16 protein-coding genes are annotated in these 24,011 nt (G+C 57.0%); 13 read left to right on the top strand and 3 right to left on the bottom strand.

The genetic code is table 11. From position 1 onward, the window contains the following. Nucleotides 1–81: 81 nt before the first annotated feature. From M017_RS0122780 to pgm, 3 genes are all read left to right on the top strand, one after another. Nucleotides 82–2,367 (top strand): DUF1592 domain-containing protein, encoded by a 2,286-nt coding sequence (locus M017_RS0122780; RefSeq protein ID WP_031500544.1) that lies wholly within the window; start codon nt 82–84, stop codon nt 2,365–2,367. Between the two features lie 2 nt (nt 2,368–2,369). Further along, entirely contained in the window at nt 2,370–3,725 is a 1,356-nt protein-coding gene (locus tag M017_RS0122775) for a DUF1552 domain-containing protein (RefSeq protein ID WP_238326017.1), read from the top strand. Between the two features lie 85 nt (nt 3,726–3,810). Beyond that, nucleotides 3,811–5,469 (top strand): phosphoglucomutase (alpha-D-glucose-1,6-bisphosphate-dependent), encoded by a 1,659-nt coding sequence (pgm, locus tag M017_RS0122770; RefSeq protein ID WP_031500542.1) that lies wholly within the window; start codon nt 3,811–3,813, stop codon nt 5,467–5,469. On the opposite strand, the gene M017_RS0122765 is transcribed toward pgm, so the two are convergent. The 3 genes from M017_RS0122765 to tssK form a co-directional block, all read right to left on the bottom strand. Continuing rightward, nucleotides 5,458–8,691, bottom strand: coding sequence for a TonB-dependent receptor (locus tag M017_RS0122765; RefSeq protein ID WP_031500541.1), 3,234 nt, complete (start codon nt 8,689–8,691; stop codon nt 5,458–5,460). The two genes, pgm and M017_RS0122765, sit on opposite strands and share 12 nt — an antisense overlap. Nucleotides 8,692–8,845: 154 nt before the next feature. Beyond that, nucleotides 8,846–9,226 carry an apiosidase-like domain-containing protein gene (locus M017_RS0122760; protein WP_031500540.1) on the bottom strand — a complete coding sequence of 127 codons (381 nt, stop codon included), beginning with the start codon at nt 9,224–9,226 and terminating at the stop codon, nt 8,846–8,848. Then, nucleotides 9,223–10,584 (bottom strand): type VI secretion system baseplate subunit TssK, encoded by a 1,362-nt coding sequence (gene tssK / locus M017_RS0122755; protein ID WP_031500539.1) that lies wholly within the window; start codon nt 10,582–10,584, stop codon nt 9,223–9,225. Before tssK ends, M017_RS0122760 begins: the two co-directional genes overlap by 4 nt. 162 nt (nt 10,585–10,746) lie before the next feature. On the opposite strand from tssK, the gene tssB reads away from it, so the two are divergent. The 10 genes from tssB (at nt 10,747) to M017_RS0122705 (ending at nt 24,007) form a co-directional block, all read left to right on the top strand. Continuing rightward, complete coding sequence (gene tssB / locus M017_RS0122750) at nt 10,747–11,259, top strand: type VI secretion system contractile sheath small subunit (protein ID WP_031500538.1); 513 nt, start codon at nt 10,747–10,749, stop codon at nt 11,257–11,259. A 5-nt stretch (nt 11,260–11,264) separates the two neighbouring features. Then, nucleotides 11,265–12,743 (top strand): type VI secretion system contractile sheath large subunit, encoded by a 1,479-nt coding sequence (gene tssC / locus M017_RS0122745; RefSeq protein WP_031500536.1) that lies wholly within the window; start codon nt 11,265–11,267, stop codon nt 12,741–12,743. A gap of 69 nt (nt 12,744–12,812) precedes the next feature. Beyond that, nucleotides 12,813–13,289 (top strand): Hcp family type VI secretion system effector, encoded by a 477-nt coding sequence (locus M017_RS0122740; protein ID WP_031500535.1) that lies wholly within the window; start codon nt 12,813–12,815, stop codon nt 13,287–13,289. A gap of 1 nt (nt 13,290) precedes the next feature. Further along, a complete protein-coding gene (locus M017_RS0122735; RefSeq protein WP_031500534.1) occupies nt 13,291–14,043 on the top strand; it encodes a type VI secretion system accessory protein TagJ in 753 nt (250 codons plus the stop codon). Nucleotides 14,044–14,047: 4 nt separating this feature from the next. Further along, complete coding sequence (gene tssA / locus M017_RS0122730; RefSeq protein ID WP_031500533.1) at nt 14,048–15,868, top strand: type VI secretion system protein TssA; 1,821 nt, start codon at nt 14,048–14,050, stop codon at nt 15,866–15,868. Nucleotides 15,869–15,883: 15 nt separating this feature from the next. Further along, complete coding sequence (gene tssE, locus M017_RS0122725) at nt 15,884–16,381, top strand: type VI secretion system baseplate subunit TssE (RefSeq protein WP_031500532.1); 498 nt, start codon at nt 15,884–15,886, stop codon at nt 16,379–16,381. A 2-nt stretch (nt 16,382–16,383) separates the two neighbouring features. Beyond that, nucleotides 16,384–18,222 (top strand): type VI secretion system baseplate subunit TssF, encoded by a 1,839-nt coding sequence (gene tssF, locus M017_RS0122720; RefSeq protein WP_031500531.1) that lies wholly within the window; start codon nt 16,384–16,386, stop codon nt 18,220–18,222. Next, nucleotides 18,186–19,289 carry a type VI secretion system baseplate subunit TssG gene (gene tssG / locus M017_RS0122715; protein ID WP_080508103.1) on the top strand — a complete coding sequence of 368 codons (1,104 nt, stop codon included), beginning with the start codon at nt 18,186–18,188 and terminating at the stop codon, nt 19,287–19,289. Before tssF ends, tssG begins: the two co-directional genes overlap by 37 nt. Nucleotides 19,290–19,313: 24 nt before the next feature. Continuing rightward, nucleotides 19,314–21,965, top strand: coding sequence for a type VI secretion system ATPase TssH (tssH, locus tag M017_RS0122710; RefSeq protein ID WP_031500529.1), 2,652 nt, complete (start codon nt 19,314–19,316; stop codon nt 21,963–21,965). A gap of 137 nt (nt 21,966–22,102) precedes the next feature. After that, nucleotides 22,103–24,007 carry a type VI secretion system Vgr family protein gene (locus tag M017_RS0122705; protein WP_051670754.1) on the top strand — a complete coding sequence of 635 codons (1,905 nt, stop codon included), beginning with the start codon at nt 22,103–22,105 and terminating at the stop codon, nt 24,005–24,007. Nucleotides 24,008–24,011: the final 4 nt, after the last annotated feature.

Below are 24,011 nucleotides of genomic sequence, written 5' to 3'. Positions count from 1 at the left end.
CGCCAAACTTGTGAGTGAAGTTTTCGGAAACTGCATTGCACCGATGATATATTACGGACTATCAATAATAAAGCCTCTCCAATGAAGTCACTAGCCCTAGCCCTGTTTGCTACCTCTTCGCTACTTGCCGCCCAATCGTCGCCCGAAGCCGACGCGGCCGCGAAGACTGTCAATCGCTATTGCTTCTCCTGCCACAATCAGACCGTCAAATCCGGAGGAATTTCGCTCCAAGGAATCAAGACGACTGACGTCCCCGGCCATGCCGAGACGTGGGAGAAAGTACTGCGTAAAGTTCGTGGTGTGGAGATGCCCCCTCCTGGCGCGCCCAAGCCAACGCCAGAAGCGGCCAAAGCCCTTGTCACATTCCTCGATACTGAATTGGACCGGAACTCCAAAGCGAACCCGAGTCCAGGATCGCCCTCTATCCATCGCTTGAATCGCGCCGAATATAGCAACGCGATTCGCGACCTGCTTGCTCTCGATCTTGATCACTCAGCCAGCTTACCGGCTGACGATTCCGGCTATGGATTCGACAATATCGGCGAAGTCCTAACCACCTCGCCGCTGCTGATGGAAAAATATATGTCCACGGGACGCCGTGTCGCCCGGCTTGCGGTCGGTACGGTGAAAGCGTCTGCCGCGTTGGAACGCTATACCGCCGGCAAAGGCCGTGAAGCGCTGAGCAGCGACGCACTGCCGATCAGTGTCCGCAATGGCATGGCGCTGCATCGCTATTTTCCGCTCGATGCGGACTACTCGATCACGGTCCGTGTGCGTGGCACGCCAGATCCCGATCGTCCTCCTGCGAAGCTCGATATCCGTGTCGATGGAGCACGCGTAGAACTGCTCGATGCCACCGTCGACCCCTCCGAGCAGAACCAAGCCACTCGTTTGTTCGAAATCCGGCTTCCGCTGAAGGCTGGAATGCACGATATCGGCGCCGCTTTCCTGGAGGAATCCTCGAAAGCAGAAAACGGGATTGTCCGCCGCGCCTTCAATGGGGCCAATGCTCCTGCGTTCAGCGTGGGTGTGGAATACATCGCCATTGGCGGTCCCTTCAATGCGAAAGGCGCTGGAGACACCGCCAGCCGCCAACGGATCTTCAGTTGCCGTCCAACGACAGTGCAGCAGGAAGCACCTTGTGCCCGCAAAATTTTGACGCCGCTCGCACGCCGCGCCTACCGCCGTCCTGTCCAACCCGGCGAAATCGAACCGCTGATGAAGCTCTTTGCGGCAGGCCGCAAGGACGGTGGCAGCTTCGATGCCGGCATCGAGACAGCATTGCGCGCAATTCTGGTCTCGCCCAGCTTTTTGTTCCGCATTGAACAGTCTCCGAAGCCTGGCACGATCCAGCCGATTACCGAACTCGAACTAGCTTCACGCCTCTCCTTTTTCCTCTGGAGCAGCATCCCCGATGACGAGTTGCTAACGCTGGCGAGCCAGAACAAGCTCCGTCCCGTGCTCAACCAACAGGTCAAGCGCATGATTGCGGATCCGAAGGCCAACGCGTTGGTCGACAATTTTGCCGGCCAGTGGCTGCACATGCGGAATATTCCGTCCTGGCGCCCCGATCCGGACAAGTACCCTCAGTTCGATGAGAACCTGCGCGCCGCCTTCCAAAAGGAGACGGAACTCTTTTTCCGCTACATCATTCGCGAAGACCGGAGCGTTCTGGACTTCATCAGTGCCGACTACACCTTCCTCAATGAGCGCTTGGCGCGTCATTATGGAGTCAAGGGCGTGAATGGCAACTACTTCCGCAAGGTCGCTATTGACCCGAACGAGCGTGGTGGCATTCTGTCGCAAGGTGGCGTACTGATGGTGACCTCGTACCCAACCCGAACCTCACCGGTTCTGCGTGGCAAGTGGATCCTGGATAACATCCTGGGTTCGCCGCCCCCGCCGCCGCCGCCCGATGTTCCGGATCTGGAAGACAAGGCAGCCACCTCGCCCAGCAATCTGCGTGCGGCGCTGGAAAAGCATCGCTCGAAAGCAGCTTGTGCCTCATGCCATTCCCGGCTCGATCCGCTTGGTTTCTCGTTAGAGAACTATGATGCGGTCGGACGCTACCGCAAGGTGGAAGGTGGTTCTCCCATCGACGCCTCGGGCGCGATGCCGAACGGTACGACGGTGGATGGCCCTGGAAGCCTGAAGCAGATTTTGATGGGCAGACAGGATGAATTTGTTGACTGTCTCGCCGAAAAGCTACTTACCTATGCTCTCGGCCGTGGTCTCGACCACAATGATCTCCCTGTCGTACGCCAGATCCGGCGTGAGGCAGCAGTTGGTGAATCGCGCTTTTCAGCGCTGGCGCTGGCAGTTGTAAACAGCGTACCCTTTCAGAAAAGGAAGTCGGCAGGACAATGAAAATGACTCGGAAATCACTTGATCGTAGAACCTTCTTGCGCGGCATCGGAATGGCCAGCCTGGCTCTTCCTGCCCTGGACGCGATGACACCCGCATTTGCGCCGACGGCGGCAAGTGTGGCCCCCGTCCGGGCTGCCTTCCTTTATGTGCCGAACGGCATCATTATGAAGGACTGGAAGCCGGTGGTGACCGGCGAGAAGCCAACCGACTTTAGCTTCTCAAAGACCTTGAAGCCGCTCGAGAGCATGCGGGAGCACATCACCGTGTTGTCCGGTCTCGATCATTACAATGGGCAATCGCTAGGCGACGGCGCAGGCGATCACGCCCGTGCAGGCGCCACCTGGCTGACCGGCGTCCATCCGAAGAAGACGGAAGGGCTCGATATCAAGGCCGGCATTTCGATCGATCAGTTGATGGCCAAAGAACTCGGCAAGGCCACGCAGCTCCCGTCGCTCGAGTTGGGCCTGGACGACAACCGCATGGTGGGCGGTTGTGATTCCGGCTATAGCTGTGCGTATAGCAACACGCTGAGCTGGAGCTCCCCCTCGACACCGGTTCCGCTCGAAACGAACCCACGCGCGGTGTTTGAACGTCTGTTCGGCGATGGCGACACGACCGATCCGCAGGCCCGGGCGCTCCGTGCCCGCCAGGATCGCAGCATTCTCGATTTCGTGAATGAAGATGCGAAGCGTCTGGGCGCCACACTGGGAGCCTCGGACCGCCGCAAGCTGAGCGAGTACATGGATTCGATCCGCGAGATCGAAGTCCGCATCCAGAAGGCGGAGAATCCGGGCCGCAACATCGCGCTGCCGGCCATCGACCAGCCCGCGGGCATTCCGCCCACCTTTGAAGAACACATCAAGCTGATGTTTGACTTGATGACGATTGCGTTCCAAGCCGATCTGACCCGCGTGATCACCATGATGATTGGCCGCGAAGGCGGCAATCGCACCTATCGTTCGATTGGCGTGCCGGACGCTCACCATGGTCTGTCGCATCACTTCAACGATCCGGCCAAGATCGAACGTCTGCAGAAGATCGATCAACACCATGTCGAGATGGTTTCTTACTTCATTGAGAAGCTCAGCAAGACCAAGGACTCCAACGGCACGCTGCTTGATAACTCGATGGTTCTCTATGGTTCGAGCATCAGCGACGGCAACAAGCACGAGCACCTCGACCTGCCTGCCATCCTTTGCGGCCACGGCGGCAATCAGATCAAGGGCGGCCGTCACCTGCAGTACCGCAAGGGCACCCCGATGACAAATCTGTTTATGACCATGGCAGACCAGATGGGTGTGAAGCCGGAGAAGATCGGCGATAGCACCGGTCGCGTCGAACACCTCACGAACATCTAGTCCAACCAGATTTCACGATCTGAAAGGCAGGAAGCCCTCTCGGCATCCTGCCTTTTTTCATCGCACAATAGGACAACAGACTCCCATGACCGTGCATCCGCTCGCTGGCAAACACCCCACCCAACTCGTCGATGTCGCCGCGCTCGAAGAGGCGTATTACCAGATCCATCCCGACCCCGGGAACCCAGTACAGCGGGTCAGCTTTGGCACCTCAGGGCATCGCGGCTCGTCCCTCCAGGCGACCTTCAACGAGGACCACATCCTGGCCATCACGCAGGCGATCTGCCAGTACCGGCGGGAGCAGAACATCTGCGGACCACTCTTTCTGGGCATCGATACGCATGCCCTCTCGGTGCCCGCCTACCGCTCCGCACTGGAAGTGCTTGCGGCCAATGGCGTGGAGACCATGATCTCCGCCGGCACGCCTTACACGCCCACGCCTGCCGTCTCTCATGCCATTCTGTGTGCGAATCGTGATCGCAGGACACCGGCGCTCGCCGATGGAATCGTGATCACGCCGTCGCACAATCCCCCTGAGGATGGCGGCTTCAAATACAATCCACCAAGCGGCGGCCCCGCACCCAGCAATGCCACCACCTGGATCGAAAGTACCGCGAACGGGTTCATCGCCAACGGGCTCAAGGGCGTCAAACGCATCCCCTTCGAGCAGGCGCTACAGGCAGAAACAACCCACGAGCACGATTACCGGACGGCCTACATTCATGATCTGGCCCATGTCCTCGATCTTGAAGCCATCGCCGCCAGCCGCATTCCTCTCGGAGTCGATCCACTCGGGGGAGCCGGCGTCCACTATTGGGATCGGATTGCAGAACAGTACAATCTAAATCTCACAGTCGTCAATCGCAGCGTCGATCCAACCTTCCGCTTTATGACCGTTGATTGGGACGGCAAGATCCGCATGGACCCTTCCTCGCCCTATGCCATGCAAAGCCTCATTGGGCTGAAGGACAAGTTTGCTGTTGCCTTTGCCTGCGACACCGATCACGACCGCCATGGCATCGTGACTGCGACCGGGGGACTGCTCCCTCCGAACCACTACCTTGCTGTCTGCATCCACTATCTCTTCCAACACCGGCCACTCTGGCGGCCCTCGACAGCGGTGGGCAAGACCATCGTCAGCAGTAGCATCATCGACCGGGTGGCAGCACAGTTGGGACGGAAGCTCTATGAAGTGCCAGTGGGCTTCAAATGGTTTGTCGACGGTCTGATGGACGGCAGCCTTGGCTTTGTGGGGGAAGAAAGCGCTGGCGCCACCTTCCTGCGCAAGAACGGGCAGGTCTGGACCACGGACAAGGACGGCATCACCGCCTCCCTGCTCGCAGCAGAAATCACCGCCGTGACCCAACGCGATCCGTCCGAGATCTATCAGGAACTGACCACAACGCTGGGCGATCCCTTCTACGAGCGCGTGGAGGCCCCGGCCAGCCCGGAACAAAAGACGCTGTTGTCGAACTTGAACGCCTCAAATATCCACAACCCGAATCTGGCCGGAAATCCGATCACAGGCATCCTCACCAGCGCGCCCGGAAACCAGGCCAAGATTGGCGGCGTGAAGCTGGTGACTGAGCAGGGCTGGATTGCGGCACGTCCTTCCGGAACCGAGAATATCTATAAGATTTACTCCGAAAGCTACCAGAGCGAAGCCCACTTGAAGCAGTTGCAGCAAGAGGCCCAGGCGATTCTGAGTGAGACTTTTGCCAAGGCCGGGCTGTCAGAAGTTTAGTTTCAGGCCCATCTGCATGATGCGCGGATCCTTCGCGCTGGTGATCTGGCCATAGGTGCCGCTACTGAAATTCCCAACCGGGTTGCCGAAATTCGGCCGGTTCAGGACATTGAAAATTTCAAGCCGGTAGTCCAGAATCAAGCGCTCGGTAAAGCGGAAGCTCTTGAATGCCGAGGCATCGATATTGAAGAGTCCGGGCCCTGTCAGGAGGTTGCGGCCTGCGGTACCGAAGCTGCCCAGTCCCGGCAAGGCGAAGCGCGAGGTATCGAAGTACTTGCGAGTGAAGCTGGCACGCGAAGTATCCCCATAAGTGGCCACACTGCCCGATCCGATCAGGTCCGCACGGTCCCCCGCGCCGCCGGAGAGGCTCCGGTTGACGCCAGCCGTCACGCTGAACGGCGTCCCGCTCTGCAGAATCACGATTCCATTCATCTGCCAGCCCCCGAGCACCGCGCCTTTGAAACCCTTGGCATTGCGGAAGATTGGAAGCTCCCACACCGCAGAGGTGACAAAGCGGTGGCGCACGTTCAGGTCGGAAATTCCACGATCGTAGAAGTAGTTGAACGGGTTCGTTGCCGGACCCGTTGTGCCCCCGTGGCTATCGTCGGCAACCATGTCGATGAATTTCGAGAAGCTGTAGGAACTGAGGATCGAGTATCCGGAGCCAAAGCGCTTCTTCAAGCTCAACTGCGTCGAGTGATAGGTGGAGTTGCCGTTGGCCATCAACGATTGGATCGTCGCAAAAGGCTGGTAAATGCGGCGCTGGTTGATATTGCCCGAAGTGGCGCCAGCCGCATAGGGCGCGCCGTTGATTTCCTCGGGGATCTGCATGTGCGTGCCCTTCGAACCCACATAAGCCGCGGTCGCGACAAAGTCCTTGACTACTTCGCGCTGCAGGTTGAAGTTCCATTGCTGCAGATAACCGTTGGTGAAGCCTGGATCGATGGTCGAGATCGAGACCGGCGTAACGAACTTGAAGTTAGTTTGACCGGCAGGAACGCCGCTGATATTCTGCAGCAACGAGCTCACAATATTCTCGGCTCCACGATAAGGATCGGTGAGGCTGTAGGGGTTCTGAAGCGTCGTACCCACCGAGTAGGGTTGGCGGCTGGAGAAGGTGTTGTAGGGGACCAGGCGCGGGCTGTCATAGAAGATCCCGTAGCCCCCACGGATGCTGGTGCGGCCGTTGCCAAAGGGATCGTAAGCAAAGCCGATGCGCGGTGCAAACTTGTTCCACTCATTCGGAGTGATCTTGTTCGAAATCCCCTTGTCGCCAGGGAATACAAGACCCAGAGGAGCGGTGGGATACACGGTGGACTGTTGCCCCGGCACAAATGCCATCAGGCGATTGTTCTTTTCTCCCATCGGCAGATAAGGCTCCCAGCGTACGCCGAGATTCAGCGTGAGCTTACGGCTCAGCTTCCAGTCATCCTCAAAGAACAGGGAAGGCGTCCACTTGCTGGTGTAGCTCTGGAGAATCGTATTCTGTCCGACCGTAATCGGCAGGCCCAGAAAGAAGTCTGCATAGCCACTGCCTGAAGCGCTCCGGCTGCCATCAAAGTTGAAGGTGGGCGAAGAGCTGAAGTACTCGCGGCCATTGCGGCGGGCGTGCAGGAGCGATCCACCAATCGACAGCAGATGATTCCCCATCGTCTTGCTAAAGCTGTCTACGAACTGGAAGTTCTGCATGTAGCTCAAGAAAGCCGTGCTGCTGCGAATGCCAACGCCACCGGTGACGCTCAGATTCCAATCCGTAGGGACCGAGGAGGGATGGACCTCCACACAAGAGACGCAACCCAGAGCAGCCCAGTTTGCAGCGCCGGGCGTGGTGAGGGGAGACCGGATGAAGGTGTTCCGGTTGAAGGTGAAGGTTGCCGTATTGGTCGTGGTGGGGTTGAAGGTGTACTGGTGGGAAAGTGTGGCGTTATGCGTTACCCAGTTGTAGGCCGAGTTGAAGGACAGCAAGGCGTCGTTGTTGCGATAGCCGGTATCGTCGAGGAAATAGCGCAGCATCAAACGACTCCGCTCGTTGAGATTGTGATCCAGACGGCCGGTGAACTGATCGCCCGAATAGGGGATCGAAAGATTGTAGGTGAGCTGATTGGTTCCCAGATTCGGCAAGGGGAGAAAGTTTGAGGCGAAATTCTTTGCCACCGTATCGATGCGATTCGCCGGAATGACATTGTTTGGAAAGGGATTTCCGGTAAGGGGATCTTTGACAGGTCCGGTCGGAAGCCTGGACTGTGAGAAGTCCCCCGCTCGCTCCAAGGCCGTCGGAACCACGTTGCCTGAATTTGTGATGCCGCGGCGCTCCCGGTTCGATTCAAAGGCGCCGAAGAAGAAGGTTCTGTTCTGCAGAATCGGGCCACCGAGATTACCGCCGAATTGATTCTTCTTCAACGGCGGCTTTCCGGCCGCGAAGAAGTTTCGGGTGTTCAAATGATCGTTCCGGAAAAACTCATACACCCGCCCATGGAACGCATTTCCGCCGGACTTCGTGATCATATTGACCGCGCCCCCCGGCGCACCGCCCTGCACCGCCGTATAGTTGTTTGTCAAAATGCTGAACTCCTGGATCGCATCCGGATTCGGAAACGCGTTTGGAGTGTTGTTGTACATGTCCATGTTGACTCCGCCATCGAGCGTGTAGACCGAGGCGCTGGGCCGCGATCCATTGATCGAGAAGGTGAGGTTGGTGTTTACCGCAACAAAGGATGCGGCTTGTCCCTGCGCCGCCGGGATAACGCCCGGAACCAAGCCCTGCAACTGGAGGGACTGCCTGCCATTCAGCGGCAATTCGACAATGCGCCGGGAGTCAACCGTCTCGCTCAAGGAGGACGTGAAGGTGTCCACGGTGCTGATGCTGTCCGTAACCGAGATCGATTCAGCGACCTCACCCACTTGCATCGTGGTATCGACGCGGGCCTGCTGATTCACCTCCACCAGCAAGCCGGAGTGCACAGACTTCTTGAAAGAAGGGCTTTCAAAGGTGACGGTGTAGACGCCAGGCCGAATATTCGGGAAGACGTAGAAACCATCCGCATTGGTCACAGAGTTGTAGTTGGTTTCGGTGCTGCGCAGGGTAGCGGTGACTTTCATACCGGCCAGCGCGGCACCGGAAGAATCACGGACATTTCCCTGGATCAGGGACGAGGCAGTCTGGCCGGGGCACAGAAGGGAGAAAAGCAGGACGATGCTCGCAAAGCGGACAAGGGATTTCATGAGAACTCCGGTGAAGATTCAAACTCAGAAAATACTTGCACCGGATTATATATGGATTTGACAAGTGCTTACGACAAGCCAACAGAAGATTCTAGAAATTTCTTCATTGAGAGGAGTGCCGCGCCGCAGAGATGGCGAGGGGCTCATCCAGGCGTTACCGGGAGAGGACAGACACCTCGACTCTGCGATTCCGCTCGTAGCGTTTGCGGAGGTAACGCAAGAACTCCGCACGCTTTTCTTCCGGATACCCACTCCCAGGACCGGGAGCGAGCAGCTTCACCTGCAGTCCTCTCCCGGTTGCTCGTTTGACCACCCAATCGAGGTGCCGGAAGAAGGCAGGATTCGGCAATTCCAGATCGGTGTGGGACTGGCCACCGTAGCCGAGTGCGTGATGACCATACGCATTCGGCCCGGGCTGCACTACAAGGAGTTCGATCGTCCCCGCGGCCTGCGCAAGATACTGCTCGGCCGCCTCTCTGGGACGGTCGTAGAGCAAGAGCTCTTGAGCGAGAATCAGGCAGAGCAGCAGCATCATCCAGGAAAGACGACGATGATCTCCGCCTTGAGCAAAGCAAGCTCAGAAGGCGCGTAGAAGGCGATGTTGCGGCTCCGCGCCACCGCTTCCCAGGCCCCGCCCACCTGCGTCAGGCCGAAGTATTGGAAGTTCAGCTTGACCGGAATGCTGTTGGGAGGCACCGGCAAATGCGTCAGAGGGACTCCGGGCAAGGCATTGCGAACCAGATGCTCAATGTGGGTGGCCGAGCAGAGTTTGCCGAGCAGAGGCGTTCGCTGGATCAATTCTCCTTCTCCAACCTCAGCGCTCACCGCCAGATAGAAACGCGTGTTGCGCAGCAGCTTCTCGTCATCGAGAGACGCCGCATAGATACTCTGCTGCATCAGCTTGAGCGGGATCGAAACGAAATTCGTCGGCACCGTCGACTCGAGCAGCTTGTAGATCTTCTGGCAGAGATCGCGATAGCAAGGACCGAGATCGTCGTGCCGGTAAGGAGGCAAATCCGCCGGCTCAATCTCGTTTGAAAACGTAGTGAGTGCGCCAGCAAGGGCAGTTAATTCCGCGTATAGTTCTTCGGGGTGACCATGCCTGGACTCGAAAGCATGGCGCACCACAGGAAGGCTGGAGTTGATCGTATAAAGCAGCCAGAAATTTGCGATATCGCCGGAAGTAAAATCGGCTAAACTCAAGTTCTTCTGACGGCGCATTCCGGCTAAATTTGCGCTCTTCGCCGCCAAAAGCTCGACCGTACGGCGGGCGAGGCCCATGATGTGATCATTTGACGCTATGTCGAGGAGAGGAGGAACGAAGGACTGATCCAATTGAAACTGCCCCGCTTCGTCCTTACGGACACGCGCCAGCCGAATGCTGGTCATGCCTTCGCCCAATTCGTATTCCGTCAGAATGCGGAAGTTCTTGCGCGCCACCTGCACAGGCTTCTGCGCCAGCCCGCTGTTCTCATCGTTCACCAACAAGGTTTCGACGAGATAGCGGCCGTCTTTCTGCACCTGAGGACGCCCGACATTCGCTCCACCATGGCGATAGGTAGGCACCGCCAGGAAAAGATCGAGGCTCGCCGGAGCTACGCCCTGCACCGGCTCAAACCACGTCGCCAAAGCCTTGCCTTCGGGAGCAAGATCGCTCCCCGGAATGTCAAAGGCCAAGCCGTCGGCCAGCAGGCCGCTTGCGACCTCGATCGACAGTTGCCCCGCGGCCAGCGCCTGTTGGCTGAAGACCAGCTTCTGAAAGCCATACGGCGCAAACCGCAATGCTTCCTGCCTGAAATGCAGCAGGCTTTCCAAATATCTATCTTGGGTTTGCAGGTGTTGAGGCTGCAGGAAAGTGCCCTTCGACCAGATCACCGGTTGCAGTTGTTTCATCGATTCGCCACTTCCCCTATGCTAGCGTTCAGCTTCCTACTAGATCGCGCTATCATCGCCTTACCCCTATTCCCAAGACATCGTTTTTCCTATACAGTATCGAAGTCAGCCCTTCCCTGGAAGGCAGCAGATTCATCGATCAATCTTCAAGGAGGATACCCCATGGGACGCGATAGCACCCAACACAAATTGGACAAGGTTCGCCCACCGCGCGTACAGATTACGTACGATGTTCAGGTCGGCGATGCCATTGAACTGAAAGAACTGCCCTTCGTGATGGGCGTGCTTGGTGATTTTACCGGGCACCCGACAGACCCGCTTCCGAAACTCAAGGAACGCAAGTTTGTCGAAATCGATCCCGACAACTTCGACAAGGTTCTCGAGGCAATGAAGCCGCATCTCTTCCTCACCGTTGAAAACAAGCTGAGCGAAGATCCCAATGCCGGCCAGCTCCGCGTGGACCTGAGCTTTAAGAGCATGGACGATTTTGAACCAGGCAACATCGCCAAGCAAGTTGGCCCCTTGAAGGAGTTGCTCGACCTGCGTACTCGCTTGTCGGATCTCCGTGGCAGCCTGCAGGGGAACGACAAGCTGGAAGAGTCTCTTTTGGATGTGATCTCTAAGCCTGAATCCCTCGAGAAGATCAAGGGCGAAATTGGCAAGGATAAGGAGTAGCGACCATGGCCTTAGAAAAAGCAGCAGGCGCGCAGGCAGCAGAGGCACAAGAACTAGACCTGCTTGACAGTATCGTCGAGCAAGGCCGCTTCGGAACGGATACCCCGGCCCGTGAGCGTGGCAAAAATCTCGTCAAGGAGTTTGTCGGCCAGTTCCTCGAAGGCCACATGAATGTGGCACGCGATGTTGAAACCATGATCAATCAGCGCATTGCGCAGATCGATCATCTTCTCTCGCTCCAACTGAACGAAATCCTCCATCACGCGGACTTCCAGAAGCTCGAAGGCTCCTGGCGCGGGTTGCGGCACATGGTATTCAATTCCAATACCAGCGCCAACCTCAAAATCCGTGTGATGAACGCCTCCAAAAAGGACCTTCTCCGCGACTTGCAGCGCGCCCCTGAATTCGATCAGAGCGCTCTCTTCAAGAAGATCTACGAAGAAGAGTACGGCGTCTTCGGTGGTGCTCCCTACGGCGCACTCATCGGCGACTTCGAGTTTGGCAAGCATCCGGAAGATGTCGAATTGCTCGAAAAGATCTCGCAAGTCGCATCGGCCGCGCACGCTCCCTTCTTTGCTGCCGCAGCACCGAGCCTCGTTAATCTCGATAGCTGGACGCAGATCGATGCGCCTCGCGACCTTGCCAAGGTATTCGATTCCACTGAATACGCCAAGTGGAAGAGCTTCCGGCAAAGCGAAGATTCCCGCTACGTCGGTCTCTGCATGCCGCGTACTCTCGGCCGTCTGCCCTATGGGCGGGACACCAAGCCGATCGAAGACTTCAATTATGAAGAGAACGTCGACGGTTCCGATCATGGCAAGTATGTCTGGTCCAATGCAGCCTACTCCCTGGGCACTCGCCTCGCCGACAGCTTTATGAAGTACGGCATGTGCGTTTCGATCCGTGGTGTGGAAGGCGGCGGCCTTGTGGAAGGTCTGCCCGTTCATAACTTTGCCACGGACTCCGGCGACGTTGTGATGAAGTGCCCGACGGAAACGCCGATCACCGACCGGCGTGAGAAGGAACTGGCAGATCTGGGATTCATTCCGCTTTGCCACTGCAAGGGCACCGACTACGCCGCGTTCTTCAGCGTACAGAGCGGCCAGAAGCCGAAGCTCTACGATGACGACAAGGCCAATGCCAATGCCCGGCTCTCCACCCAGCTCCCCTACATCATGGCAGTCAGCCGCTATGCGCACTATCTCAAGTCGATGATGCGTGACAAGATCGGCAGCTTCATGTCGCGTTCGGATGCAGAGAACTTTCTCAATCGCTGGATCACTCAGTATGTAACTCCCGACGACAATGCCAGCCCGGCGGCTAAGGCCAAGTGCCCGCTCCGCGAAGCTCGCATCGACGTGGTGGATGTTCCGGGAAAGCCTGGCGCTTATCGCGCTGTCGCCTTCCTGCGCCCCCACTTCCAGTTGGATGAATTGACCGTGTCGTTGCGCCTTGTGGCGGAATTGCCGGCAGCAGCAAAATAATTCCTGCCCCAGTGACCCAAACACTGCAAGGTAGACGCTTACATATACAGAAGGAGCAACACAAACAACATGACAAACAGTTACTTACTCATCGAGGGCCTGGAAGGTACTTCCTCGGTTGTGAAGAAGGCGATTGAAATTCAGAGCTTCAGCTGGGGCGCACACAATTCAGCAGCCAGCGCCAAGGCCTCCGGTGAAAGCCGCGCCGGCCGGCCGGACTTCTCTGAGTTGAGCATCATGAAGAGCGTCGATCCGACCTCGCATGAACTACTGAAGAACTGCTTGATTTGCAAGGCCTTCACGCAAGCGACCCTCGGCTTCATGAAGCAGATCAGCGATACCAACCAGGAATACTTCCACATCATCCTGAAGCAGGTGTATGTCTCCTCGCTCCAGGTTTCTGGCGGCGGCGAGAATCCCTCTGAATCTGTTTCCCTGGCTTATGAAGAACTCGAGTTCGGTTATGCGCCGGAGAAACCAGACAAGAAGGGCCTCGACGGCTTCAAGTTCATGAAGTACAGCGTCAAGGAAAACAAGCCTCTCTAAAATGGCAAATCCTGCTGCTCAACTCATCGAAGCAGGGCAAGTCCGGCAAGCGATCGAATCGCTTGCCGGACATCTGCGTAATCACCCCACAGACACGGCGGCGCGCACAACACTCTTTGAAGCCCTCTCCATTGCGGGCGAACTGGATCGCGCCGAAAAGCACCTCAACCTTCTGGCTGGCGCCAGCGAACAGGCCAAGATTGGGGCCATCTTGTATTTCTCGGCGATTCATGCCGAACGCGAACGCCACGCGATGTATAAGAACCAAAGCTTCCCCAAAACCACGGCGAACGCCAAGGTATCCGGGAAACTCAACGGCCAGCCCTTTAGCGAGATCCGCGACGCCGATCACGACCTCGGAGCGCGTCTCGAAGTCTTTGGCGCAGGTTCTTATATGTGGGTTCAATTCGAGCACATCGCCTCGATCCGCATCGAGAAGCCGAAGAATCTCCGCGACACACTTTGGACGCCCGCCTTCATCAAGACAGGTCCTAAGTTCCAAGGCACCGATATGGGAGAAGTGCTGCTCCCTGCCATTTATCCGTTCTCCTTCACCTACCCCGAGGAATCTGTTTGGCTTGGCCGGCAGACTCTGTGGGTTGAGGATGAAGGCTCCAGCTATCCTCTAGGACAGAAAATGCTCCTGGTGGATGGAGTGGAAGTTCCGTTCCTCGAAGTCCGTACGCTCGAATTCGATACGCCAGAAGGCACTTCGCATTCCGACAGCTCGGCGACAATTAGTTTGAACTCCTAGAAGAATGCCCTTTCGCGAAGATATCCTCAACCCCATCGCCGGTGAAAATCCTGGCGGCGCCGACCTACGCTATGACCCCGTCTACGACAAGATCAAAGAAGCCAGACGAGAGGAAGAGGACATCGACCAAGGCGATTGGAAGCGCGAGCGCAAAATCGCCGATTGGCCCCTCACACACAAACTCTGTGAAGAATCCATCGCGACGCGCTCGAAGGACTTGCAGCTTGCTGCCTGGCTGACAGAGGCGGCGGTCCGGCAGCGCGCCTTCTCCGGGCTTATCGAAGGCTTCAGCTTGATCGAAGCGTTGGTCCGCGATTTCTGGGATCATCTTTATCCGGAACTCGAAGACGATGAAGCGGAGTTTCGCGCCACCCCGCTCGACTGGCTGGCCAATCAGGCCATCAAGCTGAGCCGCGATGCCAGCCTGACCAAGGACGGTTACTCCTACTTGAAGTACAAGGAGTCCCGCGAAGTCGGCTACGAGGACCAGATCAATTCGGATTCGGCACGAGAATCCCGCAAAACGAAGCTCGACGAAGGCAAGCTCGCGCCAGAGACATTTGACGATTCGTTTGCGGTCACCCCCAAGTCGTTCTACGTCAACCTGGACGCGACGTTAAATCTCGTTCTCACGCAGACAAAGTCGTTGAGCGATCTGTGCGACGAAAAATTTGGGGAATTCTCGCCTTCTTACACACGCTTCCGGCAGGCCATCGAAGAGATCAAGCAGGTCACCAAGGTTCTGCTCGACAAGAAACGCGAGTTGGAGCCGGACCCGATCAGTGAGGAAGCAGCGCCCACCAGTGAATCCAGTGAGGAAGCAGCCGTTGCAGGCGCCGCACCAGTGGCAGCCAGCCCCGGGATCAATATCAGCGCCTTTACTGGCGCCGAACCTCCCAGCAGGAAAGCACTGATCGAATCTGCTGTCCAGGTGACGGCCCAGTTGCGGGCTCTCGATCCGACGAATCCCGGATCTTATCTGATGATGCGCGGTCTTCGTTTTGGCGAGTTGCGGGCGGCTGCCCACAAGGGGGAAATGCGCTCTCTCGAAGCGCCGCCAACCGAGATCCGCCGGCAACTGCGGGTTTATCTTCTCGATTCCAAATGGAAAGAATTGCTCGATTTGACCGAGGCGGCACTAGCGCTTCCGGCAAGCCGCGCCTGGATGGATCTGCACCGGATGACCTGCGAGGCCTGCATTGGCCTGGGCGATGATTACAATGGGGTCGCCACGGCCATCCGCGGCGAAGTCCGCACCTTAGTCCGCGACGTGCCCGAAATCCGCAATGCAATTCTGATGGACGACACTCCGGCCTGCAACCCGCAGACCCTGGCCTGGATCGACGATCTGACAGATGATCCTCCAGCGATTGAAGAGAACGCGGATAGCGATTCCGCCTCCCCGGCCCCAGCGCAACCGAGCAAGTCCAGTCCCCTGCCCTGGCGCAAGAAGATGGCAGATCCCTTCCGTGTGGCAGTGGAAGCCTTGCGCCGTGGCGATAAGGCGAAAGCGCTCGAGATCATGCGGACAGAAATCGAAACGCAGTCCTCTGCCCGAGGTAAGTTTTTACGCCAGATCCAAGTGGCTGAACTCTGCGTACAGGCCAATCAGAAAGAGATTGCCCAACCCTTTCTAGAGGACATCAAATCGAAGATGTCTGACTTCCGGGTGCCGGAGTGGGAAGAGCGCAGCATCATCGTACAGGCACTCGTAGACCTCTATCTCTATCACGAGGACACCATCGACAGCTCATCTGATCGCTCCCGAGTTTTCCAACAAATTTGCCGTTTGGACCCGGTCCGTGCGCTTTCTCTGCGATCTTAAGGTGGAGGTGTCCTAGTGGCCTTCCAACTCGATGTACTTGTTACTCTCTCCGTGGTCGATCGCTTGATCGATCAGGAACCCCGCAACACAAGCGAAGCCTCGCCCACGCGCGCCGAATCGGTCAGACGGCTCCGGGCAGCTGTACGCCGGGACCTGGAGTGGTTGTTGAACTCCAGACGGATTGCGGTTCCCCCGGATCCTTCCTTGCTTGAATTGAACAAGTCAGCCTACAACTACGGACTGCCGGATGTCTCATCGATCAGTCTGTCGAGCGTCATTGAACAAGAACGGCTTCTGTCTGCAATCGAGAAAGCCGTGCAGCTCTTCGAACCAAGGCTCACTGACGTGCGCGTCATTCCGATGCGGGACGATTCGAAGAAATCCATCCAGCGCCTGGATTTTCGGATTGAGGCACTCTTGTTGATGGACCCGGCGCCCGAACACATCACTTTCGACACCACTCTCGATGCCGTGAGCCAGAGCTACAAAGTGAAAACGGACGGTGCTGAGTAGGCATGCGCGACGATCTCCTGCTCTATTACGAACGCGAGCTGAACTACATTCGCCAGATGGCCGCGGATTTTGCGGAGCGCTATCCCAAGATTGCCTCGCGCCTGGTCCTCGAAGGGGACAAATGCGAAGATCCGCATGTCGAGCGTCTGCTCGAATCTTTTGCGTTTCTCGCTGCCCGTGTTCACCTCAAGATTGACGACGAGTTTCCAGAACTCACGGAAGCAATTCTCGGCATCGTCTACCCGCACTTCATTCGACCGATTCCATCAATGTCGATTGTCGAGTTTGAACTCGATCCCGAGAAAGGCAGGCTCGATCAGGGGCTTCTTGTGCCTGCCGGCTCCATCCTCTACTCCAAGGCCGTCCAGGGTGTCCCATGCAAGTTCCGCACCTGCTACGACCTCACTCTCTATCCGGTCACCGCTGCATCGGCAGAGTTTGCCACTCCTGACCGTTTGCGCCCTGCCTTGAAGGCCACCGATGCACAGTATGCGATCCCGGTTCGCTTCACAGCGCCGGGCGACGTCAATCTATCGCAGCTCAAGCTCGATAAGCTGCAGCTTTACCTCAATGGCGAATCGGCAACCATCCATTCGCTGTACGAAGTGCTCTGCTCTCGCGTCACACGCATCCTTGTTCGGAACCCGAAGGAGCCGCGGCAGCAACCCATCGAGATCCCTGTTTCCTCGCTGCGGCCCATGGGCTTTGAAAAGGACGAGGGAGTCCTTGATTATCCCGGCAGGTCCTTCCTGGCTTATCGCATGTTGCAGGAATTCTTCGCGTTTCCGGAGAAGTTCTTCTTTCTTGAACTCGGCAACCTCGAGGAGGTGCTGGCGCATGGATTCCAGAATGAATTCGAAGTCGTCTTCCTGATCTCGCGGATCGATTCTGAGGAGACGCGATTGCGCCTCGAGAATGGCGTCAATGCGAGTAGTTTCCGTACTGCAGCAACGCCGATCATCAACCTGTTTCCCCAAACCTGCGAACCCATCCTGCTCGACCAGAAGAAGCCCGAGTACGCGATCGTGCCGGACGTCCGCCGGATGAATGCACTCGAGATCCATTCCATCGTCGAGGTGAACTCGATCGATCTCGACCAGCAGACGATGGTGACCTACGAGCCGTTCTATTCCATCCGCCACGCGCAGCTCTCGCAGAAGCAGCAGACTTTCTATCTGGCCTCGCGCCGCGCCTCGCCACGAGCCAACGACGACGGGACAGACATGTACCTGTCACTCGTCGACCTGTCATTTCGGCCGATCCATCCCAAAATGGATTCGGTCACCGTCAAAACATTTTGCACCAACCGTGATTTGCCATCCCGCCTGCCATTCGGAAACGAGACTGGGGATTTTGAGCTGGAATTGAGCGCACCGCTCAAGCGCATCATCGCACTCCGCAAGCCCACCGCGACTCTGCGCCCCGCGATCGGCAAGAATATCTACTGGCGTTTGGTGTCACATCTTTCTCTGAACTATCTCTCCCTGGTGGAAGAAGGCAAAGAGGCGCTGCAGCAGATTCTCAATCTCTACAACATTACGAACTCACCTTATAGCGAACGGGTGATTAGTGGGATTCAACAACTAAAGTCGAAGCGAAAATTTGCGCGTTTGGTGTCCGATGATGGCATCGCTTTTGCGCGTGGGTTTGATGTGGAAATTGAATTTGATGAAGAACAGTTTGTCGGCGGCGGCGTGTACTTGTTTGCAGCCGTGCTCGAGCGCTTTCTGGCCAACTATGCGTCACTGAACAGCTTCAGCCAGTTGACCGCGCGGACCGCGCAGAGAAAGGAGCCTCTGCGCCAATGGCCACCACGCGCTGGACAGAAGATCCTGATCTAGATTCACCAGCCCGGCTGCCCGAGTATCCGCTCGAGTTGCGCCGCCACTGGATCGAGGATCTGTTTGGAGACAAGCCTGGGACAGTACAGTTCTTCCAGGCCGTCCGTCTGCTTTCACGTCTGGGCAATGGACTGCATCCGCCCGGCCTCTTCCCCAAGAGCCCGAAAGATGAGGTGGTCCGCTTTGGGGTGAACCCGGCATATTGGTTTCCGCCCTCACAGATCCACGATCTGGAATGGCCGAAATTCAATGACGAAAAGTTCGCCTGGCAGCCCCCGATGATGCGCGTCAACTTTATGGGTTTGGTGGGCGCATCCGGCGTTCTGCCGCTGGTGTACTCCGACTTTGTGAACGAGCGTCTGCGCGCCCGGGATCGCACGATGCTGGAGTTCTTTGATCTCTTCCATCACCGGATCATTTCGCTGTTCTACCAGGCCTGGGAGAAGTATCGCTTCTGGGTCACCTATGAGCGCGATGAGCAAGACCGGATGTCAGGCTACCTGCTCGACTTTCTTGGCCTGGGTACCCCCGGCCTGACCAACCGGCAGGCTGTGAGCGATACCTCGCTCATCTTCTACACCGGCCTGTTGGCGCTGCAACCCCGCTCGGCATTGGCCTTAGAGCAGTTTTTAAGTGATTATTTCGATGTCCCAATTCGAGTGGAAGAGTTTGGAGGTTCCTGGTATCCCTTGTCGCCCCAGGACATCTGCCAGTTTGCCGACCCGGCCACCGATGCCGAGCAATTGGGCTTTGGAGTCGTTGTTGGCGATGCGGTTTGGGATCGGGCTTCGCGTGCCAAGATCCAGGTGGGTCCATTGAGCCTGGACCAGTACAAAGACTTTCTTCCGGGTGGCGCAGCTTATCAGCCACTCGAGGCAGTGACCCGCTTCTTTACGAATGGGGAGCTGATTTTCGAGGTGCAGTTGATCCTCGACCGTAGCAATGTGCCCAAGTGCCAACTTGGGATAGACTCGGAATCTCCGCCGATGTTGGGCTGGCTTACCTGGATGAACCTGGGAGCGGCCCGGACGGAAGATCCCGGCGACACCGTATTTCTTTTGAATTAGACAAACTCTCCCGGAGGAACCCTTATGAGCGTGAATCTGAAATCTCTGATCGGTAAGTTGAACGACACCACACGCAATACGCTGCAGGCGGCCGCCGGCTTCTGCCTCCAGCGGACGCACTATGACGTCGAAATTGAACATTTTCTTATGAAGCTGCTGGAGCATGCCGGGGGTGATTTCGCCGCCATTGTGAAGGCATTCGACGTCGACAAGGCAAAGCTCTCAGCGCAACTGACCGCGTCGCTCGACAAGCTGAAAAGTGGCAACGCCCGTACGCCCACACTCGCGCCAACACTCGTGAAGATGTTGAGCGAAGCCTGGTCGACGGCCTCGCTTGATTTTGACACCGGCAATGTCCGCACCGGCTACTGCATCATTGCCCTGACGCAGAATGACGAACTGGTTCGGCTGATGGGTGATGTCTCGAAGGAATTCAAGAAGATTGATCCGAAGAGCCTGAAGGATAACTTCACCGGCATCTGCGGCTCCTCCTATGAGGAATCCGAGATGGTGGAGCTCGGCGAGGGTGGGGCTACCGCCTCGGCCAGTGCTCCCGGCCCCGACGGCGCACCCAAGGTGAATCCGGCATCGAAGTCGCCGAATCTCGATGCGTACACGATCAATCTCACCGAGAACGCGAAGAACGGCAAGATCGACAGCGTCCTGGCGCGTGATTTTGAAATCCGCCAAGTGGTCGACATCCTGACGCGCCGCCGCCAGAACAATCCGATCCTGGTGGGCGAAGCCGGCGTTGGCAAGACCGCCGTCGTCGAAGGCCTGGCGCTGCGCATCGTGCAGGGCGACGTGCCTCCTCCACTGAAGAACATCACCCTTCGTACGCTCGACCTCGCTCTCTTACAGGCAGGCGCGAGCGTCAAGGGCGAGTTTGAGAACCGGCTCAAGGGCTTGATCGATGAAGTCAAGAGATCCCCGACGCCGATCATTCTCTTTATCGATGAAGCGCACACGATGATTGGTGCTGGTGGCCAGGCCGGACAGAACGACGCGGCCAATCTCCTGAAACCCGCTCTCGCGCGTGGCGAACTGCGCACTCTCGCCGCAACCACCTGGGCCGAGTATAAGAAGTACTTTGAGAAGGACCCGGCGCTGGCCCGCCGCTTCCAGTTGGTCAAGGTGGAAGAGCCCAGCGAATACAATTGCCAGCTCATGCTCCGCGGCATTCTGCCCATGCTCGAGAAGCACCACAATGTGCTGATTCTCGACGAGGGTCTGGCCGCAGCCGTCAAGCTCTCTCATCGCTATCTGCCGGATCGTCAACTGCCGGATAAAGCGGTCAGTGTTCTCGATACCGCCTGCGCCCGTCTTGCGCTCGGTCAGAACTCAGTACCGACTGCCGTCGAAGCCGTGCAGCGCGAGATTGACGACTACGACGTACAAACCCGTGTCCTGAATCGCGAAACCGACATCGGTACCGATCACGCAGAGCGCATCGCCGAAATCGCCGTGAAGAAGGAAGCGGCCGAAGCCAAGCTGAAGACGCTGAAGGACCGTTGGGAAGCCGAAGGCAAGCTCGTCACCGAGATCCGCGAAATGCGCGATCAAATCATGGCGAATGCCGAAGGCATCAATAAAGAGGAGCTTCGCACCAAGATCGGGGAGAAGACGAAGGAACTGGAAACGCTCCAGGGCGAGAATCCGCTCATGCGCGTCTCCGTCGATGCCCAGGTCGTTGGAGAAGTGATTGCAGCCTGGACCGGGATTCCCATTGGCAAGATGCTCAAGGACGAGATCACGACGGTGCTCGAGCTCGAGAAGCATCTTTGTGCTCGTGTCATTGGTCAGGATCACGCCATGCGCGCGATTGCCGAACGCGTCCGCACCTCCAAGGCAGGCATGGACGATCCGGTCAAGCCCGTCGGGGTCTTCATGCTTGTTGGCCCCTCGGGTGTCGGCAAAACGGAGACGGCGCTCGCCATTTCAGACATGCTCTTTGGCGGTGAGGACAACATCATTACCATCAACATGAGCGAGTTCCAGGAGGCGCATACGGTCTCCACCTTGAAGGGTTCGCCTCCCGGATATGTCGGCTATGGTGAGGGCGGTGTTCTGACGGAAGCCGTACGCCGCCGTCCCTACTCCGTTGTGCTGCTGGACGAAGTCGAGAAGGCGCATCCGGATGTTCTTGAATTGTTCTTCCAGGTCTTTGATAAGGGCCGCATGGAAGACGGCGAAGGCCGCGAGATTATCTTCCGGAACAGCGTGATCATTCTCACCTCCAACGCGGCCACCGATACACTGATGAAGCTGGTTGCCGATCCGGAGACCGCTCCCTCACCCGACGGCATCATCCAGGCCATGAAACCGGAACTCGATAAGGTGTTCAAGCCGGCATTCCTCGGCCGTATGGTTCTCATCCCGTATTACCCTGTGCGCGATGAGGTGCTGAAGACAATTGTGAAGCTAAAGCTGAGCAAGATCCAGAAGCGCTTGCTGGCCACGCACAAGATCAAGCTGGTGGCCGGGGAAGACGTCATCAATGCGGTGGCCTCACGCTGCACGGAAGTCGAATCCGGCGCCCGGAATGTCGACAACATCCTGACAAACACCGTGCTGCCCGATATCAGCCGCCGCCTGCTCGGAATGATGGCAGAAGGCGTACGTCCGGAGCAGATTGCGATCGTCGTTGGCGAGGACGGCAACTTCCTTTACAACTAGTAGAATCAACCGTTTCACAACTAGAATCACGATGGGAGAGGGCCTCACACCAGAGGTCCTCTCCCATCTCTTCTATCAGTCAGTGACCCGATACCCCCGCCATTGACGCTATATCTGTAGACTAAAGAATCGCCGATATGCCACTGAAGCAACAGGACCGCCCCTATGAGGTTCTTGTCCCCCATCTTGGGAAAGACAAGTTCGTCTTGATGAGCCTCGACGGCAGCGAATACGTCTCTCACACGTACAGCTTCCGGATCACGATGGCCACTGAGGATAAATCAATCGACGACGAGGATTTGCTGCGAAAGCCAATCCTGGTCACGCTCCGGCGCCAATCGACACCTGCACGTGTCATCCATGGCATTATCCAGAAAACTAAGTTACTGGGGCAGGATAACGAACAAACTCCGGTCTACTACTGGGAAGCTACTTTTGTCCCCTGGCTCTGGTTCTTGACGCTCGAATCGGACTGCCGGCACTTCCAGAATATGGATGCGGTCGAGATCATCAAGAAAGTCTTTTCTGAGCACGGCTATAGTGATTTCACCTTCAAGGTGCAGGCCAAGCTTCCTAAGCGGGAGTTCACCGTGCAATACCGGGAATCGAGTTTTAACTTCATCTCCCGGCTGCTCGAAGAAGAAGGCATCTTCTATTGGTTTGAACACAGTGAGAGCAAGCACAACCTCATCCTCACTGACCAGAATTCCGCCACGCGCAACTGTCCGCATGAGTATAAATTTCCCTACGCCAAGGGCACCCTTTCCGGAGCAGCGGGTGGCGTGTTAGATCATCTCGAACAGGACGTCGAAATCTACACCGGCAAGATGACTTTCCAGGACTTCAACTTTGAGAAGAGCAGCGTCGACCTGACTGCTTCGACCAAGGGAAAGGTGAAGGCGGAAATCTACGACTACCCAGGGCTCTATAACAATAAAGCCGATGGTGAGCGCTATGCGAAATTACGGCTCGAAGAGCAGGAAGCACGGCTGCGCATCATCCAGGCACACACCATCACCACCCTGCTGATGCCTGGTTACAGGTTTGAAGTCGAAAACCATTTCGACGCAAAAGCCAACACGTCCTACATTGTTCTCGGTCTGAGCTTCTCCTGCCGCCAGAACATTGTTGGCAATGAAGCGGGCGATGACGGCTCCACGGCCAGTTTTAATGTCTCGGCCATTCCGTACAAAGTCGCTTACCGGCCTCCGCGCCGTCACCCGAAACCAATGATCCACGGGATCCAGACCGCAATTGTCTGCGGGCCGAAAGGCAACGAGATCTATTGCGATAAATATGGCCGGGTGAAAGTCCAGTTCCATTGGGACCGGCTGGGCAAACGCGATGAGAATTCATCGTTCTGGATCCGAAGCTCCAATGCCTGGTCCGGTGGACAATGGGGGCAGATCTCGATTCCGCGCATCGGGCAGGAAGTGATCGTCAGCTTTCTCGAAGGCGATCCGGATCGGCCCATCATCACAGGCCGCGTCTACAACGACCAGCAGATGCCGCCCTATGGATTGCCCGACAATCAAACCCAATCAGGCATCAAGTCCCGCTCGACGCCCAAGGGCGGTTCCGATGATTTCAATGAGTTTCGCTTTGAGGACAAGAAGGGCAGCGAGCAGATCTATCTGCATGCCCAGAAGGACTTCGACGAATACATCGAGAACAAGCACACCATTACCGTTCGCGACAGCGATCAGATCACTTTACTGAATAAGGGCAACCAGAAGACGACGGTCGAAACCGGCAATCGCGACATTACGGTGAGCAAGGGAAATAGCAGCAATGTGATTTCCATGGGCAATCACAAGCTCGAGTGTTCTGCTGGTAAGATCAGCGAGAAAGCGGCACAGGAGATCAAGATGGAATGTGGAGCCTCCAGCATCACGTTGACTCCGACGAAGATCGAACTCAAGATTGGCGCATCCACCATCACCATGCAGCCAACGATGATTGATCTGAAGGCCGCTGCTGCCAGCACCTCCATGGGCCCCGCTACCATGTCGCTGACTGCGCCGATGATCAAGATCAATTAGGAAA

Origin of the sequence: Bryobacter aggregatus MPL3 (assembly GCF_000702445.1) — a bacterium.
Classification (GTDB): Bacteria; Acidobacteriota; Terriglobia; order Bryobacterales; family Bryobacteraceae; genus Bryobacter; species Bryobacter aggregatus.
This window is presented reverse-complemented; position numbering and strand designations above follow the sequence as displayed.

What these genes read in the sequence shown, in the direction of transcription:
- M017_RS0122780 (WP_031500544.1), top strand. Translation starts at nt 82, where the DNA reads ATGAAGTCACTAGCCCTAGCCCTGTTTGCTACCTCTTCGCTACTTGCC.
- M017_RS0122775 (WP_238326017.1), top strand. Translation starts at nt 2,370, where the DNA reads ATGACTCGGAAATCACTTGATCGTAGAACCTTCTTGCGCGGCATCGGA.
- pgm (WP_031500542.1), top strand. Translation starts at nt 3,811, where the DNA reads ATGACCGTGCATCCGCTCGCTGGCAAACACCCCACCCAACTCGTCGAT.
- M017_RS0122765 (WP_031500541.1), bottom strand. Translation starts at nt 8,691, where the DNA reads ATGAAATCCCTTGTCCGCTTTGCGAGCATCGTCCTGCTTTTCTCCCTT.
- M017_RS0122760 (WP_031500540.1), bottom strand. Translation starts at nt 9,226, where the DNA reads ATGATGCTGCTGCTCTGCCTGATTCTCGCTCAAGAGCTCTTGCTCTAC.
- tssK (WP_031500539.1), bottom strand. Translation starts at nt 10,584, where the DNA reads ATGAAACAACTGCAACCGGTGATCTGGTCGAAGGGCACTTTCCTGCAG.
- tssB (WP_031500538.1), top strand. Translation starts at nt 10,747, where the DNA reads ATGGGACGCGATAGCACCCAACACAAATTGGACAAGGTTCGCCCACCG.
- tssC (WP_031500536.1), top strand. Translation starts at nt 11,265, where the DNA reads ATGGCCTTAGAAAAAGCAGCAGGCGCGCAGGCAGCAGAGGCACAAGAA.
- M017_RS0122740 (WP_031500535.1), top strand. Translation starts at nt 12,813, where the DNA reads ATGACAAACAGTTACTTACTCATCGAGGGCCTGGAAGGTACTTCCTCG.
- M017_RS0122735 (WP_031500534.1), top strand. Translation starts at nt 13,291, where the DNA reads ATGGCAAATCCTGCTGCTCAACTCATCGAAGCAGGGCAAGTCCGGCAA.
- tssA (WP_031500533.1), top strand. Translation starts at nt 14,048, where the DNA reads ATGCCCTTTCGCGAAGATATCCTCAACCCCATCGCCGGTGAAAATCCT.
- tssF (WP_031500531.1), top strand. Translation starts at nt 16,384, where the DNA reads ATGCGCGACGATCTCCTGCTCTATTACGAACGCGAGCTGAACTACATT.
- tssG (WP_080508103.1), top strand. Translation starts at nt 18,186, where the DNA reads ATGGCCACCACGCGCTGGACAGAAGATCCTGATCTAGATTCACCAGCC.
- tssH (WP_031500529.1), top strand. Translation starts at nt 19,314, where the DNA reads ATGAGCGTGAATCTGAAATCTCTGATCGGTAAGTTGAACGACACCACA.
- M017_RS0122705 (WP_051670754.1), top strand. Translation starts at nt 22,103, where the DNA reads ATGCCACTGAAGCAACAGGACCGCCCCTATGAGGTTCTTGTCCCCCAT.